The 17,159-nt window shown below is 70.7% G+C and carries 18 protein-coding genes and 1 riboswitch; of the genes, 8 read left to right on the forward strand and 10 right to left on the reverse strand.

Annotated elements, in window-relative coordinates; translation table 11 throughout:
- Window positions 1-24 precede the first annotated feature (24 nt).
- From H4N58_RS09820 to H4N58_RS09830, 3 genes are all read left to right on the forward strand, one after another.
- Window positions 25-633 (forward strand): MerR family transcriptional regulator, encoded by a 609-nt coding sequence (locus H4N58_RS09820; RefSeq protein WP_167002585.1) that lies wholly within the window; start codon window positions 25-27, stop codon window positions 631-633.
- 45 nt (window positions 634-678) lie between these two features.
- Window positions 679-770: riboswitch (glycine riboswitch) on the forward strand.
- 78 nt (window positions 771-848) lie between these two features.
- Window positions 849-3,731 carry an aminomethyl-transferring glycine dehydrogenase gene (gene gcvP, locus H4N58_RS09825; RefSeq protein ID WP_167002587.1) on the forward strand — a complete coding sequence of 961 codons (2,883 nt, stop codon included), beginning with the start codon at window positions 849-851 and terminating at the stop codon, window positions 3,729-3,731.
- Entirely contained in the window at window positions 3,728-5,080 is a 1,353-nt protein-coding gene (locus H4N58_RS09830) for a serine hydrolase (RefSeq protein ID WP_243845123.1), read from the forward strand. The genes gcvP and H4N58_RS09830 overlap by 4 nt, the downstream gene beginning before the upstream one ends.
- Window positions 5,081-5,159: 79 nt before the next feature.
- On the opposite strand, the gene H4N58_RS09835 is transcribed toward H4N58_RS09830, so the two are convergent.
- The 5 genes from H4N58_RS09835 to H4N58_RS09855 all read right to left on the reverse strand — a co-directional run bounded on the left by H4N58_RS09835 (window position 5,160) and on the right by H4N58_RS09855 (window position 9,447).
- Complete coding sequence (locus H4N58_RS09835; RefSeq protein ID WP_167251021.1) at window positions 5,160-5,795, reverse strand: response regulator transcription factor; 636 nt, start codon at window positions 5,793-5,795, stop codon at window positions 5,160-5,162.
- On the reverse strand, window positions 5,792-7,042 hold the full coding sequence (locus H4N58_RS09840; protein WP_167251019.1) for a sensor histidine kinase: 1,251 nt from the start codon (window positions 7,040-7,042) through the stop codon (window positions 5,792-5,794). Before H4N58_RS09840 ends, H4N58_RS09835 begins: the two co-directional genes overlap by 4 nt.
- Window positions 7,043-7,077: 35 nt before the next feature.
- Window positions 7,078-7,833, reverse strand: a complete 756-nt coding sequence (locus H4N58_RS09845; protein ID WP_167002595.1) for an ABC transporter permease — start codon at window positions 7,831-7,833, stop codon at window positions 7,078-7,080.
- Complete coding sequence (locus H4N58_RS09850) at window positions 7,833-8,789, reverse strand: ABC transporter ATP-binding protein (RefSeq protein WP_167251017.1); 957 nt, start codon at window positions 8,787-8,789, stop codon at window positions 7,833-7,835. Before H4N58_RS09850 ends, H4N58_RS09845 begins: the two co-directional genes overlap by 1 nt.
- Before the next feature lie 82 nt (window positions 8,790-8,871).
- Window positions 8,872-9,447 (reverse strand): dihydrofolate reductase family protein, encoded by a 576-nt coding sequence (locus H4N58_RS09855; protein ID WP_167002599.1) that lies wholly within the window; start codon window positions 9,445-9,447, stop codon window positions 8,872-8,874.
- A 73-nt stretch (window positions 9,448-9,520) separates the two neighbouring features.
- Here H4N58_RS09855 and H4N58_RS09860 point away from each other — a divergent pair, with 73 nt between their 5' ends.
- On the forward strand, window positions 9,521-10,432 hold the full coding sequence (locus tag H4N58_RS09860) for a LysR family transcriptional regulator (RefSeq protein ID WP_208322322.1): 912 nt from the start codon (window positions 9,521-9,523) through the stop codon (window positions 10,430-10,432).
- Window positions 10,433-10,435: 3 nt separating this feature from the next.
- Here the strand turns inward: H4N58_RS09860 and H4N58_RS09865 are convergent, their stop codons facing one another.
- From H4N58_RS09865 to H4N58_RS09875, 3 genes are read right to left on the reverse strand one after another with little or no spacing between them, the layout of a single operon-like run.
- Window positions 10,436-11,221, reverse strand: a complete 786-nt coding sequence (locus H4N58_RS09865; RefSeq protein ID WP_167251015.1) for an alpha/beta fold hydrolase — start codon at window positions 11,219-11,221, stop codon at window positions 10,436-10,438.
- 11 nt (window positions 11,222-11,232) lie between these two features.
- Entirely contained in the window at window positions 11,233-12,096 is an 864-nt protein-coding gene (locus H4N58_RS09870; RefSeq protein ID WP_167251013.1) for an aldo/keto reductase, read from the reverse strand.
- A 10-nt stretch (window positions 12,097-12,106) separates the two neighbouring features.
- Complete coding sequence (locus tag H4N58_RS09875; protein WP_167251011.1) at window positions 12,107-12,952, reverse strand: formate dehydrogenase accessory sulfurtransferase FdhD; 846 nt, start codon at window positions 12,950-12,952, stop codon at window positions 12,107-12,109.
- A 50-nt stretch (window positions 12,953-13,002) separates the two neighbouring features.
- Here H4N58_RS09875 and H4N58_RS09880 point away from each other — a divergent pair, with 50 nt between their 5' ends.
- The 4 genes from H4N58_RS09880 to H4N58_RS09895 all read left to right on the forward strand — a co-directional run bounded on the left by H4N58_RS09880 (window position 13,003) and on the right by H4N58_RS09895 (window position 15,463).
- Window positions 13,003-14,217, forward strand: coding sequence for an acyl-CoA dehydrogenase family protein (locus H4N58_RS09880; RefSeq protein ID WP_167251009.1), 1,215 nt, complete (start codon window positions 13,003-13,005; stop codon window positions 14,215-14,217).
- A gap of 7 nt (window positions 14,218-14,224) precedes the next feature.
- Window positions 14,225-14,587, forward strand: coding sequence for a hypothetical protein (locus H4N58_RS09885; RefSeq protein ID WP_167002609.1), 363 nt, complete (start codon window positions 14,225-14,227; stop codon window positions 14,585-14,587).
- Window positions 14,580-14,999: a hypothetical protein gene (locus tag H4N58_RS09890; protein WP_167002611.1), complete on the forward strand. Its 420-nt coding sequence runs from the start codon at window positions 14,580-14,582 to the stop codon at window positions 14,997-14,999. The genes H4N58_RS09885 and H4N58_RS09890 overlap by 8 nt, the downstream gene beginning before the upstream one ends.
- A 62-nt stretch (window positions 15,000-15,061) precedes the next feature.
- The gene (locus H4N58_RS09895) at window positions 15,062-15,463 is read left to right on the forward strand and encodes an adenylyltransferase/cytidyltransferase family protein (protein WP_167002613.1); all 402 of its coding nucleotides are present in this window, start codon (window positions 15,062-15,064) and stop codon (window positions 15,461-15,463) included.
- Between the two features lie 10 nt (window positions 15,464-15,473).
- Here the strand turns inward: H4N58_RS09895 and H4N58_RS09900 are convergent, their stop codons facing one another.
- A complete protein-coding gene (locus H4N58_RS09900; protein ID WP_243842931.1) occupies window positions 15,474-16,118 on the reverse strand; it encodes a DedA family protein in 645 nt (214 codons plus the stop codon).
- Window positions 16,119-16,127: 9 nt separating this feature from the next.
- Window positions 16,128-17,126: a site-specific integrase gene (locus H4N58_RS09905; RefSeq protein ID WP_167002615.1), complete on the reverse strand. Its 999-nt coding sequence runs from the start codon at window positions 17,124-17,126 to the stop codon at window positions 16,128-16,130.
- Window positions 17,127-17,159: the final 33 nt, after the last annotated feature.

Consider the following 17,159-nt stretch of genomic DNA (forward strand, 5'->3'; position numbering starts at 1 on the left):
TCCGGCCCTAGTTTGAACGGGCAGATGACGGTGAGACGGAGGGCTCCGGTGGGCGGCAAGCAAGATTCGACCCCGTACGAAGGTGTCGATGCGGCACGCGCGGCGGCCGGCGACCAGGGCCTCCTGTTCGACGACGACGTGTCGGCGCTGCCAGAGGACTCGGGGTTCCGTGGTCCGACGGCGTGCAGCGCGGCCGGCATCACCTATCGACAGCTCGACTACTGGGCCCGCACGGGCCTGGTCGAGCCGTCGATCCGAGGCGCCGGTGGCTCTGGCACCCAGCGGCTGTACTCGTTCCGCGACGTGCTGCTGCTGAAGATCATCAAGCGCCTCCTCGACGCCGGCATCTCGCTGCAGCAGATCCGTTCCGCGATCCAGCACCTGCGTGAGCGCGGCACGGACGACCTGACGACGGTGACGCTCATGAGCGATGGTGTCTCGGTCTACGAGTGCCGCTCCACCGACGAGGTCATCGATCTCCTCGCCGGCGGCCAGGGCGTCTTCGGCATCGCGATCGGCGGCGTCTGGCGCGAGATCGAGGGCACCCTCTCCGAGCTCCCGAGCGAGCGCGCCGTGTCGGACGACCCGTCGGACGAGCTGGCGCAGCGTCGCCGTGGTCGGCGCGTCGGTTGAGCAAGTCACGTCGCGTCGGCTGATAGCCTGACTGGGTACGGCCGAGCACGTCACGCGGGAGAGCCCGTGCAGCGTCACGGCGCCGAAGGGGCAATTCCTCCCCGGAACCTCTCAGGCACCAGGACCGCGTGACCCAGGCACTCTGAAGCGCATCGTCGCGTAACAGAGGGGGAGGGTTGTTGACCGACCCCACCCGAGCCTGCGGGAGTTCGCGAATGAGCGACCAGTCCACGATCCCACGTCTGAGCGACCTTGCCGGCGTTGCGCCGTTCTCGAGCCGCCATATCGGCCCCGACGCGGCCGAGCAGGCACGGATGCTCGAGGCGCTCGGCTACCGCGACCTCAACGACCTCATGGCAGCCGCCGTGCCGAAGGGGATCCACCTCGGCGAGACGCTGTCGCTGCTTCCCGCCCTGTCCGAGCCGCAGGTGACCGCCGCCCTGCGCACCCTGGCGGACCAGAACAACCCTGGTGTGGCGATGATCGGCCTGGGCTACCACCCGACCGTGACGCCGCCGGTGATCCGGCGCAACGTCCTCGAGGACCCGCGCTGGTACACCGCCTACACGCCGTACCAGCCCGAGATCTCTCAGGGCCGGCTCGAGGCGCTGATCAACTTCCAGACGATGGTCGCCGACCTTGCCGGCCTACCGACCGCCAACGCGTCGCTGCTCGACGAAGGCACGGCCGCGGCCGAGGCGATGACGCTGACGCGCCGCGCCGTCCGCGGCAACGCTGACAAGCCGTTCGTCGTCGACACCGGTTGTCTCCCGCAGACGCTCGCCGTGGTCCGTACCCGCGCCGAGGCCATGGGCATCCCCTTGGTCGAGGCCGACCTCTCGCAGGGTCTGCCAGACGGTGACCTGTGCGGTGCGCTGATCGCCTACCCGCGCGAGGACGGCGCGATCGCCGACCCGAGCGAGGTCATCGCCGCGACGCACGAGCGAGGCGCACTCGCCGTCGTCGTGACCGACCCGCTCGCGCTCACGCTGCTCGCGTCCCCGGGCTCGCTCGGCGCTGACGTCGTGGTCGGATCGAGCCAGCGGTTCGGAGTACCGATGTTCTACGGCGGCCCGCACGCCGGCTTCATCGCGGTCAAGGACGGCCTCGAGCGCCACCTCCCCGGCCGGCTGGTCGGTGTCTCCGTCGATGCCGAGGGGCGCCCGGCGTACCGGCTCGCGCTGCAGACCCGCGAGCAGCACATCCGCCGCGACCGCGCGACGTCCAACATCTGTACGGCACAGGTGCTGCTCGCTGTGGTCGCGTCGATGTACGCCGTCTACCACGGCCCCGAGGGCCTGCGGCAGATCGCGTACCGCGTCCACCGCAGCGCGGCCGTCCTCGCGGAGGGCCTGCGACAGCACGGGGTCGAGGTCGTGCACGACACGTTCTTCGACACGGTGGTCGCCCGGGTGCCCGCACGCGCCGACGACGTCGTGAGCGCCGCCCGCGCGGCAGGGATCCACCTGCGGCGCGTCGACGCCGACCACGTCGGGATCACCACGTCCGAGGTCACCACGCCGTCGCATCTCGAGACAGTGTGGGAGGCCTTCGGTGCCACGGACCTCGACCTGCCGACCGTCGAGGGCAGGGCAACCGATGCTTTGGAGGCGGCGCCGCCGCGTACCTCCTCGTACCTCACCCACGACGTCTTCAACACTCACCACTCCGAGACCGAGATGCTGCGCTACGTCACGCGGCTGGCCGACCGCGACTACGCCCTCGACCGGGGCATGATCCCGCTCGGCTCGTGCACGATGAAGCTCAACGCGACGACCGAGATGGAGCCGGTGAGCTGGCCGGACTTCGCCGACCTGCACCCGTTCGTCCCGGCCGAGGACGCCCAGGGCACGCTGCGGCTCGTCAAGCAGCTCGAGGCGTGGCTCGCGGAGGTCACGGGGTACGCCGGCGTGTCCGTCCAGCCGAATGCTGGGTCGCAAGGCGAGCTTGCGGGCCTGCTCGCGATCCGGGGCTACCACCGCAGCCGTGGTGACGAGGCCCGTGACCTCTGCCTCATCCCGTCGTCCGCGCACGGCACCAACGCTGCGTCGGCCGTGATGGCGGGCATGCGCGTCGTCGTCGTCAAGGCTACCGACGACGGCGAGGTCGATCTCGACGACCTGCGCGCCAAGTGCGCGGAGCATGCCGACGACCTCGCCGCGATCATGGTCACGTACCCGTCGACGCACGGCGTGTACGAGCACGGCATCACCGAACTGTGCGAGATCGTCCACGAGGCCGGCGGGCAGGTGTACGTCGACGGTGCGAACCTCAACGCGCTCCTCGGGCACGCGAAGCCGGGCGAGTTCGGCGGCGACGTCAGCCACCTCAACCTGCACAAGACGTTCTGCATCCCGCACGGCGGCGGCGGACCGGGCGTCGGCCCCGTGGCGGTCGCCGCGCACCTCAAGCCGTTCCTGCCGAGTCACCCGATGGCACCGCTGGCCGAGGACCGCGTGGGCATCGGTGCGATCAGCTCGGCTCCCTACGGATCGGCGGGCATCTTGCAGATCTCGTGGGCGTACGTGGCGCTGATGGGGGCGAAGGGGCTGACCGAGGCGACGTCGGTGGCCGTCCTCAACGCGAACTACGTGGCGCACCGGCTGGGCGAGCACTTCCCGGTGCTCTACGCCGGAGACCACGGGCTGGTCGCGCACGAGTGCATCCTCGACGTCCGCCCGTTGACCAAGGCGAGCGGCGTCAGCGTCGACGACGTGGCAAAGCGCTTGATCGACTACGGCTTCCACGCACCGACCATGAGCTTCCCGGTCTCTGGCACGCTCATGGTCGAGCCGACCGAGTCCGAGTCGCTGACCGAGCTCGATCGGTTCTGCGACGCGATGATCGCGATCCGCGAGGAGATCGACGCGGTCACGCGCGGCGAGGTCGCGGTGGCGGACAGTGCGCTGCGTCGTGCCCCGCACACGCTCAAGGCGCTGGCAGGGGAGTGGGACCGCGCCTACGACCGCGACACGGGCGCCTTCCCGTCGGGGAGCCACGTCGACAAGTACTGGCCCACCGTCGCCCGCATCGACCAGGCGTACGGGGACCGCAACCTTGCGTGCGCATGCCCTCCTCCGGAAGCATTCGCGGAGTGACTTCGCAGCCGCAGACGCCCCCCGTCCTCCCGTCGACCGCCGTCCACCTCCAGGCGGCGATCGCCGCTGCGCAAGCGGGCAGTCGCGTCCCGTCGCTGAGCGCCGCGGTCGTCCGGGACGGCGACGTGGTGTGGTCCGGCGTCCGGGGCACGGCGGTGCGAGAGGGTGAGGACCGCCGCCCGACGCCTGACACCCAGTACCGCATCGGGTCTCTCACCAAGATGCTCACCGCCGCGCTCGTGATGCAGCTCGTCGACGAGGGCGTGCTCGACCTCGCGGACACCGTCGGGAAGCACGTCCCTGAGGGCCCGTTCGCCGAGGCGACGATCCGTGGCCTCCTGTCGCACGCCGCCGGCCTCCCGGCGGAGCCTGCCGGCCCCTGGTGGGAGCGCAGCCCCGGCGGGTCGTACGAGGAGCTGGCGGCCGCCAACGCCGACGCCTCCCTGGTGCTGTCGCCGGGCGAGCGCCACCACTACTCCAACCTGTCGTACGCGATGCTCGGTCGCGTCGTCGAGGGGCTGTGCGGTGCGCCGTGGCGCGACGTCCTCGCCGACCGCATCCTCGTCCCGCTCGGGATGACCCGCACGACGTATGACGCGGTGACGCCGTACGCCGACGGCTATGCGGTCGAGGCGCTGACGGGGATGCTCGTCGCGGAGCCGCACCAGGTCACGGGTGCGATGGCGCCGGCAGGCCAGCTCTGGAGCACGCCGGCCGATCTGTGCCTGTGGCTCGCCGAGCTCGCCCGCCCGACGCTGCTCAGCGACCGCGTGATCACGGCGATGACGACGCCGCAGTCCGGTGACCCTGACGAGAGGGGCACGGAGTCGTACGGGCTGGGCGTGCGCCTGCCGGTCGCGGGCGAGCGCGTGCTGGCCGGTCACGGCGGATCGATGCCCGGGTTCCTCGCGGGGGCGTGGGTGGACCGCGAGAGCGGGGTCGGCGCCGTGGTCCTGGCCAACACGGCGTACGGGCTCGACGTGGGTGGCCTGCCACGCACGCTGATCGAGACGGTGCTCGCGCACGAGCCTGTGATCGTGCCGGAGTGGACGCCGACCGGCGAGCTTCCCGACGGGGTGCGCGAGCTGCTCGGCACCTGGCACTGGGGCCATCAGCCGTTCACGATGGCGTACGACGGCAAGGTCCTCTCGCTCGCGGCCGACGGAGGCCGCGCGTATCGATTCGCGCCGGCGGGAGCGGACACGTGGACCGGCCTGTCCGGCTACCAGCTCGGCGAGACGCTGCGGGTGGTCCGACGCGAGGACGGCACGATCAGCCACCTCGACATCGGCACGTTCTGCTACACCCGCATCCCGTACGACCCGTCCGTCCCGATCCCCGGCGCCTGACGAACATCCCGACATCACGACCCGACATTCGCCCCCCGATACAGGGGTGAAATGTCGGGTCGTGATGTCGGGACGAACGTCAAGGCCCCCCGAGCAGGCCGCGCTCGTACGCGGTCGCGACCGCGGCGGCGCGGTCCTTGACGCCGAGCTTCTCGTAGACGTGCCCGAGGTGCGTCTTGACGGTCGCCTCGCTCACGAAGAGCAGCTTCGCGATCTCACGGTTGGAGCGGCCGCGTGCGACGAGCGCGAGCACCTCGGTCTCTCGTCCGCTCAGGTCCTGGGAGCGGGCCCGCACCCGCGACACGACCCGTGTCGCGACGGCAGGTGACAGCACCGACTCACCACGTGCCGCGGACCGGATCGCGGCGAAGAGGTCGTCGCGGCGTGCGTCCTTGAGGAGGTAGCCCGTGGCCCCGGCGTCGAGCGCCGCCATGATGTCGCGGTCGGTGTCGTACGTCGTGAGGACGAGCACGCGACTGGGGATCTGCTGCGCGGCGAGCTCGGCGATCGCGGCGACACCGCCACCGCCGGGCATGCGCAAGTCCATGAGGATCACGTCCGGGCGCAGCGACACCGCCAGCCGCACACCGGTCGGGCCGTCCGACGCCTCTGCGACGACCTCGAAGTCGGGGGAGGCCTCGAGCATGCCGCGCAATCCGTCGCGGACCACGGGGTGGTCGTCGACCAGCAGCAGGCGCAGCACGGGCGCGATCATCGCACCCCCGACGGTACGCGGAGCGAGACCGCCGTCCCGCCGCCGGGCTCGGACTCGACCACGAGCGCGCCACCGGCCCGCAGGGCGCGTCGGCGCATCCCGTCGATCCCGAACCCGTGAGCGCCGTCGGAGCCCTGTCGTGGCGCCGCGAGGTCGAACCCGTGCCCGTCGTCACGCACGTCGAGCACGATCTCGCCCTCTGCGTACGACAGCGTGACGCCGACGCGGGAGGCCTGGGCATGGCGCCCGACGTTCGTGAGCGACTCCTGGACGACGCGGAGCACGACGGCCTCGGTGTCGGGGGAGAGCGGCTCGGGCTCGCCGGTCACTACGAGCTCGGCGGGGACGCCGGTCTCCGCCGACCACTCGTGCGCCCGCGCCCGTACGGCCTCGAGGACGTCGAGATGGTCGAGCGCGGCCGGCGCGAGCGCATGCACCGAGCGTCGCGCCTCGTCGAGGGAAGCACGGGCGAGCTCGGCGGCGCGCTTGCGGTGGGCGGCGGCGGCGGCATCGTCGTACGCGTCGTCGGCTGCCTGGAGCTGCGTCACGATCCCGGCGAGCCCCTGCGCGATCGTGTCGTGGATCTCCGCGGCCAGCCGTTCGCGCTCCTCGTGCCTGCCGGCCTCGCGCGCTCGTGCCACGAGGGCCTCCTGCAGAGCGGCGTTCTCTCGCATCGCCTGCTCGAGCCGGGCGTTGGTGCGCTCAAGCTCGGAGATCGTCGACGAGCGCTCCTCGGCGAGCTCGGTCTCGTTGTGCGACATGACCGTGAACAGGCAGACGAGCCCGGCGTTGAGGACGAACAGGCCGGCGAAGGCGGCGGCCTGGCCGACGCTCTTGGGTGGCCAACCACCTGCCTGGGAGCCTGCCATCGTCACCGCCGTCACGAGCAGGACCGCCCAGGTCCCGCGTCGCCGCAGATAGACCGAGGCGTCGTAGTAGCCGATCGAGGCGTAGATGCAGAAGAACGGGTTCAACCAGGAGAGCACGAACGCGAACACCGTGCGGACGATGACGTAGGTCCGTCCGAGCCAGTCGTCGAGCGGTGCACCCCAGCGACGGGAGACGCACCACCAGTGGGCGGCTGCGGCGACGACCGCGAGCGCTGCCAGGAGCGGGAGCCGGTCCGTGGTCCCGATCGCCTGAGCGAGCGGGATGGCGAGGGCTAAGGACAGCGCCAGGAGCGGATAGGGCGCATAACGGACGAGCGTCGCCCAGCGACGCTCGATCTGTTCCGAGAGATCGTTCATCCCAGCCTTCCGCTCACGTCGTCGCCTCGTCGCGCTCACTCCCAACGGAAGTATCGCGCAGCCAGCGCGCCGAGCCCGACAGTCCACGCGACCAGGACGACGACGTGCAGCATGTCGGGGACACGACCGGCCGCCGCCTCGTCGAGCGCGAGCACTGCGGCCCCGTTCGGTGTGAGGGCCACGATGTCGCCGAGGAGCCCGGGCAGGACGGTCACGGGCACCCAGACACCGGCTGTGAACATCGACGGGAAGAAGATGACGGTGCCGATCGCCGCCGAGGCCTTCGCCGTCGGCGCCAGCCCGGAGATGAGGCCGCCCAGCGACAGGTTGACCAGCACGGCGAGGACGAACAGCCCGAGGTAGGTCAGCGGGGCTCCCGGAAGGGCGACGTCGAAGACGATCCGCCCAACCGCGACCGCCAGCAGCGATCCGATGAGGATGCCGGCCCCGTGGATCGCCCACTGGGCCATGAGGATGTGCGTCGGCTTGGCCGGGGTGGTCGCGTAGCGCCTCAGCACCTGGTTCTCGCGGTAGGTCGAGATGACCGCCGGCATCGACATGAGCGACGCCATGATCGCCGACAGCAGGATCGCGATCGGCACGTAGAGGTCGATGACCCGGATGCCCCCGAGCGACTCGTCGGGCTCCCGGAACGACGGGATCGCGCCGAGGATCGACAGCAGGATCGTCGGGAAGAGCACGATCCAGAACATCGTGCCCGGCTCGCGGAGCATGAGCCGGCCCTCGGTCCGCAGCATCGCGACGGCGGGGGAAGTGGTCGTGGTGCTCATCAGACGGTCTCCTTCGCGGTGGCATCCGACTCGCTGGCATCGGCGTCGGCAGTGATCAGGTCGAGGTAGGCCTCGTCGAGCGACGACTCGGAGATGCGCAGGTGCTCCGGTCGGACACCCTCGTCGCGCAGCCGGTCGAGCACGGCGAGAACCGCCGTGTCGTCGCACGCGACCTGCAGGCGCCCGCTGCGCTCCATCACGTCGGACACCCCGCCGAGGGCGGTGAGCGCCGCGACGTCGAGCGTCCGGTCAGGCACGAACGACATGATCAACGGCGCCGCCGTACGACCGATCAGCCCGTCCGGGGTGTCGGTGACGAGGATCCGTCCACGCTGCACGAGGGCGATCCGGTCGCACAGGTGCTGCGCCTCCTCCATGAGGTGCGTGACGAGCAGGATGGTCGTCCCCTCCGCACGGATCTCCTCGACGAGCTCCCACACCTCGCGCCGCGAGCGCGGGTCGAGTCCGGTGCTGAGCTCGTCGAGCAGCGCCACCTTCGGGCGTCCGACCAGGGCCAGCGCGATCGCGAGCCGCTGCTGCTGGCCGCCGGACAGCTTGCGCCACGGGTGGTCCAGGCGTTCGCCGAGCCCGAGGCGCGTCGCCAGCTCGAGAGGGTCGCGCGGGTCGTCGTAGAACGACGCGAACAGTTCGAGCGCCTCACGGATCCGCAGCTTGGCCTGGAGTCCGGCGCTCTGCAGCTGCACTCCGACGGTGCGCTTCACGGCGTCGCGGTCGGTCACCGGGTCGAGCCCGAGGATGCGGACAGAGCCCGCGTCGGGGCGTCGCAGACCCGCGATGCACTCGACGGTCGTGCTCTTGCCCGAGCCGTTGGGTCCGAGGACGCCGAAGATCTCGCCCTCGGACACGGTGAGGTCCACATGGTCGACGGCCACCACCGGGCCGTACGTCTTGCGCAGGCCACGGACCTCGATGGCGGGCGCGGATGTCGTCGTCATACCTGTCATCCCATCGTGTGGCGAGGCGTCGGCACATCCTCCGACCGGCTGGACCTCGCTCCGCCGATCGGGTGGTCCGGGTTCAGGTCCGGTCATAGGTGAGCACGGCGTTGCCGCCGGGGAACGTCTTGAGGTCGGTGAGGTCGAAGGGTGTCGGCGCGAAGGGGCCCCCGCCGAACGCCGAGATCCCGGCACCCGCGACGACCGGGTAGCGCTTGACGACCATCCGGTCGATCTCCGGCAGCAGCGTCGCCGCGAGCAGTCCGCCGCCACACAGATAGATGTCGAGCGGCGAGTCCTCCGCCTTGAGTGACTTGACGAGCGCCACCGGGTCCTCGCGGACGTACGTCACGTCGTCGGCGAGCTCCTCCTGCCGCGTCGAGACCACGTACTGGCGCAGGTGCGGATAGGGGCTCGTCATGCCGAGCGCCAGGCCCGGCTCGTACGTCCGGCGCCCCATCACAATGGTGTCGAAGTGGCGGTTCGGGGCCTCGGTCAGCCCGAGCTGCTCTCGGCCGACGGCGGGCAGGACGTCGGGGTACTCGTCGAGCATCCACGCGCTGTAGGCGTCCGAGGACGGATAGAAGTCGAACTCGTCGTTCGGCCCGGCGATCATCCCGTCGATCGACAAGGCGATGAAGTAGGTGAGTCGTCTCATGGCTCCAGCCTGGTTGCGGGGCAGTGGGCGGAACAACGACAAGTCCTGGGAGGATCGATAACCCACAGGTGATGTGAGCGGAGGGCGTACGGCGGTGGAGCTGCGGGACATCGAGATCTTCCTGACCCTTGCTGACGAGCTCCATTTCGGACGTACGGCCGACCGCCTGAACGTGTCCCAGGCACGGGTCAGCCAGGCGATCGCGAAGCAGGAGCGGCGCATGGGGACAGTGCTGTTCGAGCGGACCAGCCGGCAGGTGCGCCTCACCCCGGTCGGGGCGCGGTTGCGCGACGACCTGCGGCAGGGGTACGAGCTCATCCAGTCAGGGCTGGCTCTCGCGAGCCGGTCCTGCCAGGTCCCGGAGGGCGTCCTGACGCTGGCGACGATGGGCGCGGTCGGCCACGAGATGCGCCCGGTCGTCGACGCGTTCGTCGCGCGCCACCCGGGGTGCTCGGTCGAGCCCCGCGAGTTCCACTTCAGCGACCCCTTCGGGCGGCTGCGGCGCGGCGAGGTGGACGTCCAGGTCACGTGGCTGCCGGTGGAGGAGCCTGACGTACGGATCGGCCCACGGGTGCTCACCGAGGGGCGGGTCCTCGCCGTCGCGACCAACCACCCGCTCGCGGCAGAGGAGGCGGTCTCCCTCGAGGTCCTCGGCGACGAGACGGCGTTCGACGCGGGCGCCGACGTCCCGAGCTATTGGGAGCAGGCGATGCTGCCACGCCGTACGCCCGCCGGGCGGCCGATCCGGCGTGGGCGCGGCGTGCGGACGTTCCACGAGATCCTGACCCGCGTGGCCGCCGGGGACGGCGTGACCCCGCTGAACGCCCACGTGCGCCACTTCTACACGATGCCGGGTGTGACGTACGTGCCGATCATGGACGTGCCCGACACCGAGTGGGTGCTGACCTGGAGGGCTGACCGTGAGACCGCCGAGGTGCGGGCGTTCGCCGAGACGGCACGGTCGCTCGGGACGAGGGCGCTCTGAGCGTCAGCCGGCCGTGACTTCGGAGCGCTCCCGTGCCCACCAGTCCTGGAGCGCGGCCACCGCCGGCGCGGGCGCCTTCGCCCACGCCAGGTGGTCGATCCGTGCATCGTCGGGGGCATCGGCGAGCCGATAGTCCCACCACGTCACGTCGTCGTCCCGTACGACGCGGGCGAGCGCACGCGCCGAGCGGGGGACGGACAGCATGTCGCCCTCGACCTGCAGCACGAACGTGGGCACGTGGAGCCTGCCCACCGGCAACGGCCCGCTCGGGTACGGGAAGCGGCGACGCCGCACGAACCGCGCCCACTCGCGCATGAGGGTGCGAGGCTGCGGGCCTCCGAAGCCCCACCGTGGCCAGTAGCCGTAGAGAGCGCTGATCAGCGGCACCGACGCGGCGAGCGCCCAGATGCCCCACGAACGCGCGCGGTAGTGCCAGAACCACGGCTCCGACGCTCCCGCCAGGACCAGCCCGTCCGCTGCTCCGCCGTCGAGGAGGTAGCCGAGCGACACCTGGCCGCCCAAGCTGTGGCCGAGAAGCACGATCGGCGTCTCCGGATGCTGCGTGCGGACTTTGAACACGTGGTCCGCGACGGCCTCGACGAGCTCGGAGTAGCCCCAGTCGTGGCCGCGCGACGGCGCCTGCGTGTCACGGTCGATCCCGCGGGCCGCCATCGTGCAGGAGGTCCAGCCGATCGCGTCGAGCGCGGCGGCGAGCGTCCGGTAGTAGGGCGACGGGACGCCCATCGCCGGGACGATCACGACGTGGGGAGCGGAGGGGTCCTGGTGCACGAGGGGGAAGTCTAGGACGGTGCTGGTGATCGCGTGTCGTTCAGGGCGTCCAGGCGGCTGACGTGGGCGTTCGTCAGGACGAGATCGCCCGCCCGGACGTTGCCCTCGAGGTGGGAGATCTGCTTTGTGCCGGGGATCGGGACGATGACAGGGGAGTGTGCGAGGAGCCAGGCGAGCGCGACCTGTGCCGGACTCGCGCCGAGCTCGGTGGCGATCTCGACCACGACCGCGGACGCAGGGGTGTCGGCCATCGCCCCGGCGACCGGTCGCCAGGGGAGGAAGGCGATGCCCGCTCCTTCGCAGGCGGCGAGCACCGGCTCGTACGCGCGGTCGAACACGTTGTAGCGGTTCTGGACGCTCGCGATCTCGACGACCTGACGCGCCGCGTCGAGCTCGTCGGCGGTGACCTCCGAGAGGCCGATCCGCGCGATCTTGCCCTCGCGTCGCAGGTCGCCGAGCGTGCCGACCTGGTCGACGAGGGGAGTCTGCGGGTCCAGGCGGTGCAGCTGGAGGAGCCCGAGGCGCTCGGTGCCGAGGCGACGCAGTGCCTCATCGACCTGACTTCTGAGGGACTCGGGGCGTGCGTCGTATCCCCAGTCGCCTGACACAGGATCCCTGACGACCCCCACCTTGGTCGCGACGAGGACGTCCTCCGGGTAGGGGCGAAGTGCCTCGGCCACGAGCTCTTCGTTGGACCCCCACCCATAGAGATGCGCCGTGTCGATCAGCGTCACGCCGAGTGCGACGGCGCGCCGGAGGACGGCCACGGAGGTCGTACGGGCGTCGGTCGGGGCGGTCGGCAGCTGCATCGCGCCGAAACCGATCCGTGCCACCGGGAAGTCGCCACCAAGGAGAAAGGTGTCGCGGGATTCCATGCGGCTCACCCTAGGTCGTGCTCGGGTCGCCGTCCGCATAGACGACGACGCGTCCGTCGCGCGCGAAGCCGGCCAACGTCAGACCGGCCTGGTCGCACAGCCGAGCCGCGAGCGTCGTCGGAGCCCCGACTCCGACGACGGCGGTGAACCCGGCGACGGCAGCCTTCTGGACGACCTCGAACCCGATCCGCCCGCTGGTGCACAGCGCCAGGTTGAGTGCCGCGTCGCCCCCGAGGAGGCCTCCCTCGAGAAGCGCATGGCCGACCACCTTGTCGACGGCGTTGTGGCGCCCGACGTCCTCCCGGACCACGACCACGCTGCCGTCGGGACGGAACAGGCCCGCGGCGTGCGCCCCGCCCGTACGGTCGAAGTGCTGCTGGTGGCGGCGCAGCAGGTCGGGGAGCACAGCGAGCGCGGACGGGTCCCAGCGCGAGGCAGGACGCACGGGCAGCCGCGCCACGAGGTCCGCGACCTCGTCGAGCGAGTCGGTGCCGCACACCCCGCAGGCCGACGTCGCGCGCAGCGAGCGCTCCTGCCAGTCGCGGGCGGGGCCTGCGGCAAGAGCGACGGTCACCACGTTGAACCGCTGCTCCTCGGCGAGCCGAGCGTCAGTGCAGTAGGCGATGCCCGCGATCTCGTCACTACCTGCGACGACGCCCTCGGAGAGCACCAGGCCCGCTGCGAGTGCGAAGTCGTGGCCCGGTGTGCGCATCGTGACCCCGAGCCGGCGGTCCCGCGCGCCCGGCGCAGCGACCCGGATCTCGAGCGGCTCCTCGGCGATGAGCCGGTCCTCGTGAGCGCGGGCGACCCCGTCGACCCATTCGACGACACGCCTCCTGCCGGTGGGTGCGGTCATGACCACAGCCTATGTCCGGCGACGACGAACCCGGGACTAGCATCGGGGGCATGAGCACTCGTCGCCCGCCCGCGCTCGACTCGTACGACCCGCTGGGGATCGATGACCTCCTCCAGCCGGAGGAGATCGCGATCCGCGACACGGTCCGCAGCATGCTGGCCGACGAGGTCGACCCGTACGTCGCGGAGTGGTTCGAGAGCGGAGAGCTCCCCGCGCGCGGCCTGATGCGGTCGTTCGGCAAGGTCGGGCTGCTGGGGATGCACCTCGAGGGCTACGGCTGCGCGGGCACGAGCGCCACCGCGTATGGGATCGCCTGCCTGGAGCTCGAGGCGACCGACTCGGGCATCCGCTCGATGGTGTCCGTGCAGGGCTCGCTCGCGATGTACGCGATCTGGGCCTTCGGCAGCGAGGACCAGAAGCAGACCTGGCTCCCGCGGATGGCGACCGGCGAAGCGATCGGCTGCTTCGGCCTGACCGAGCCCGACTCCGGTTCGGACCCCGCGAGCATGCGGACGGTCGCGCGGCAGGACGCCGGGGGTGACTGGATCCTGAATGGCGCCAAGATGTGGATCACCAACGGCTCGATCGCCGACGTCGCGGTCGTCTGGGCGCAGACCGGTGAGGCGGGCAACGGCGGCACCGTCCGTGGCTTCGTCGTCCCGACGGACACACCGGGGTTCACCGGCACGACCATCAAGCACAAGATGTCGCTACGGGCGTCCGTCACGGCCGAGCTCGTCCTCGACGGCGTCCGGCTCCCCGCCGACGCCGTCCTTCCCGAGGTCACCGGCATGCGTGGCCCGCTGTCGTGCCTGAGCGAGGCGCGCTACGGGATCGTGTGGGGCGCGATGGGCGCCGCGCGCTCCTCCTTCGAGGCGGCGCGGGCGTACGCCGGCACGCGGACCCAGTTCGGTGCGCCGATCTCGGGCTTCCAGCTCACGCAGGCCAAGCTCGCCGACATGTCGCTCGAGCTCAACAAGGGCATCCTGCTCGCGCTGCACCTCGGGCGCCGTAAGGACGCGGTCGGTCTGCGCCCGGAGCAGGTCAGCTACGGCAAGCTCAACAACGTCCGTGAGGCGCTCGAGATCTGCCGCACGTCGCGCACGATCCTCGGCGCCAACGGCATCTCGCTGGAGTATCCGGTGATCCGTCACATGAACAACCTCGAGTCCGTGCTCACGTACGAGGGCACGTCCGAGATGCACACGCTGATCGTCGGGCAGGCCCTCACCGGGCAGGCCGCGTTCCGCCCGTCGCAGGGCTGACCTGCCCGTGGCTCTCTGGTTCGCCTGGCTCGTCGCGCTCGCCTCGATCGCCGTCGCCGGCTACGCGGCGTACCTGCTCGTCCGCAACCGGCCAGTGGACAATCCGTTGTTCTATGCTGCCGCCGCGCTCGAGCTCCTGCTGATCGTGCAGACCGTCGCGGGATGCGTCGCCCTGGCCAGCACCTCACGCGACGTCGAGGGCGTGACGTTCGTCGGCTACCTGATCACGTGCGTGCTCATCCCGCCGGCCGCGGTGATCTGGGGGGTCTCGGAGAAGAGCCGGTGGGGGACCGGCGTCGTGGTCGTGGGCATGCTCACGGTCGCGGTCCTCGTCGCTCGTCTCGTCCAGCTCTGGAGCGGTCATGCCTGATACCGAGCGCGCTCACACCGGGTCCGGCTTCGGGCGGATGCTCGTCGCTGTCTATGCCGTGTTCGCGATCTCGGCGACCGCGCGCAGCGGAGTCCAGCTCGTGCTGCACTTCGACGACGCTCCGGTCGCCTACCTGCTCTCGGCCTTCGCGGCTGTCGTCTACATCGTCGCGACCGTCGCCCTCGCACGCCGAGGGAGCACTTCGGAGACGGTAGCCGCAGTCGCCATCGGCGTCGAGCTCGTCGGTGTGCTGGTCGTCGGGACGCTGACCGTCATCGATCCCGAGCTCTTCCCGGACGCGACGGTCTGGAGCGGTTTCGGCGAAGGCTACGGCTACATCCCGCTCATCTTGCCGATCGTCGGCATGTGGTGGGTCGTCCGGACGCGCCGCCTCAACCGTCGTACGCGCTGACGCGGTGTCCGCGGGGCGCCCCCCGCGAGGGCGCCTCGTGACTGGGCGGTAACCTCGACGCCGTGAGCGAACGCACGGTGATCACCTTTGGCACGTTCGACGTCTTCCACGTCGGCCACGTCCGCATCCTCCAGCGCGCCGCTGAGCTGGGTGACCGACTCGTGGTGGGGGTGTCCGCCGACGCGCTCAACATCCGCAAGAAGGGGCGCGCGCCCGTCTTCACCCAGGACGAGCGACTTGAGATCGTGTCGGCCCTGGGGGTCGTCGACGAGGTGTTCCTCGAAGAGAGCCTCGAGCTCAAGGGTGACTACATCCGCAAGTTCGGCGCGGACGTGCTCGCGATGGGTGATGACTGGAAGGGCCGGTTCGACGAGTTCGCCGAGCTCTGCGAGGTCGTCTACTTCCCGCGCACGCCGTCGGTGTCGACGACGGCGCTCATCGAGCACATCTCCTCCAACTCCTGAGACCTGCCGGTCACGGCTCCTCCGGGAGCCCTGCCTGGCGGCGCTTGCGCAGTTGCACGAGCCGGACCACGAGGAACGCGACCACGCCGACCAGGACGAGCACGAGCACGCCCTTGGAGTACGTGCCGACGACGTCGCTGACGGTCTCCCAGCGTGACCCCAGGGCGTACCCGAGCATGATGAAGAGCGTGTTCCAGATCAGGCTGCCGACGGCGGTGAGCGTGAGGAACACGCGCAGCGGCATGCGTTCGAGACCGGCGGGGATCGAGATGAGGCTGCGGAAGATCGGCACGAACCGGCCGAAGAACACCGCCTTCGTCCCGTGCTTGGCGAACCACGCCTCGGTCTTCTCGACGTCGGTGACCTTGACCAGCGGCATGCGGGCCACCACTGCGTACAGGCGGTCACGGCCGAACCATCGGCCGATCCAGTAGAGCGCGAGTGCGCCGACGATCGACCCGATGGTGGTGCAGACGATCGCGGCGACGAGGTTCATGTCGCCGACGCTGGCGGTGAATCCGGCAAGCGGGAGGATCACCTCGCTCGGGATCGGCGGAAACAGGTTCTCCAACGCCACCGCCAGGCCTGCTCCGGGGGCACCGAGCCACTCCATCAGGTCGGCCGCGAAGCCTGCGATTCCTCCGATGTCACTCACGCGTGAAGCCTAGCGAGCGTGCCTGTGCGTTCCCTCAGGACCTCCGGTGGATACGTTCACGGACTCGTGGAGCGCGGAGGCTGGCGCAATCTCCGGCTCCGGAGTGACGCTTCGCCTCAGCAGCTCCATGCGGAGGGGGAGAGGTTGCCAGCCGGGTGCCCCGGCGTGCTCGTCGTTGAGCCGTTCGACCTCGCGCCGGTAGCTGCGAGCAAGACCCCGTGGCTGCAGGGGCATCCCTGCGGGAACGGGACGCCCGGGCGGGACGTGGTTGGCGCGTACCGAGACCCACAGCGCGTTCACGGCACCGCCCTGGAGCGCGCCGACGAGCGAGGCGCGGACCTGCAGCCACGACGTCAGCGACGCCACCGTCGGCCCGCTCAGCGGGTGCAGTGACTCGGGACGCTGCGTCGTCGACCGTTGGGGCCGGCGCCGCACACGCAGGGTGCTCTCGCCCAGGTCGACGTCCTCGGTCGTCATCTGGCACAGCTCACCCGCGCGGGTGCCGGTGTCCACGACGACGCCGATCACCGCCCTCAAGCGGTGAATCGCCAGCGCGCCCGGGCGCGATCCTGCTGCCGCCTCGGCAAGCCCGGCAAGCTGCTCCTGAAGCTGTGCGACCGTGCGCTGCGGGACGACCGGCCGACGCGCGAACTCGGCGGAGGTCCGCAGGTGCGAGGGGTCGACAGCGGCGGCTTCGGCGATCATCAGCAGGCACCGCAGCCGGATCTGGCTGCTGGACGCGCTCGAGCGCGAACCGTCGCGTCGTTCACGGGAGCGAAGCGCGCCGGCCTCGGCGAGGTCGAGGTAGGCGCCGACGACGGTGGAGCTCAAGAGCTCCGCGATGTCGCCACGAGCAGGGGAGGGGAGTTCGCCGGTTGCCGTGGCGAGAGCGAGCTCGCGTTCGACCCAACGCAGCTGCCGTAGACGCGAGGGGCTCACCGAGCGGATGAGGCTCTCGACAGCAGCGTGAACGGACCCGAGGGCGGAGTCCCAGTTCTGTGGAAGCACAACTCGGATACTACCAAATAACAGGCCCGATGC

Source organism: Mumia sp. ZJ1417 (assembly GCF_014127285.1).
Lineage (GTDB): Bacteria > Actinomycetota > Actinomycetes > Propionibacteriales > Nocardioidaceae > Mumia.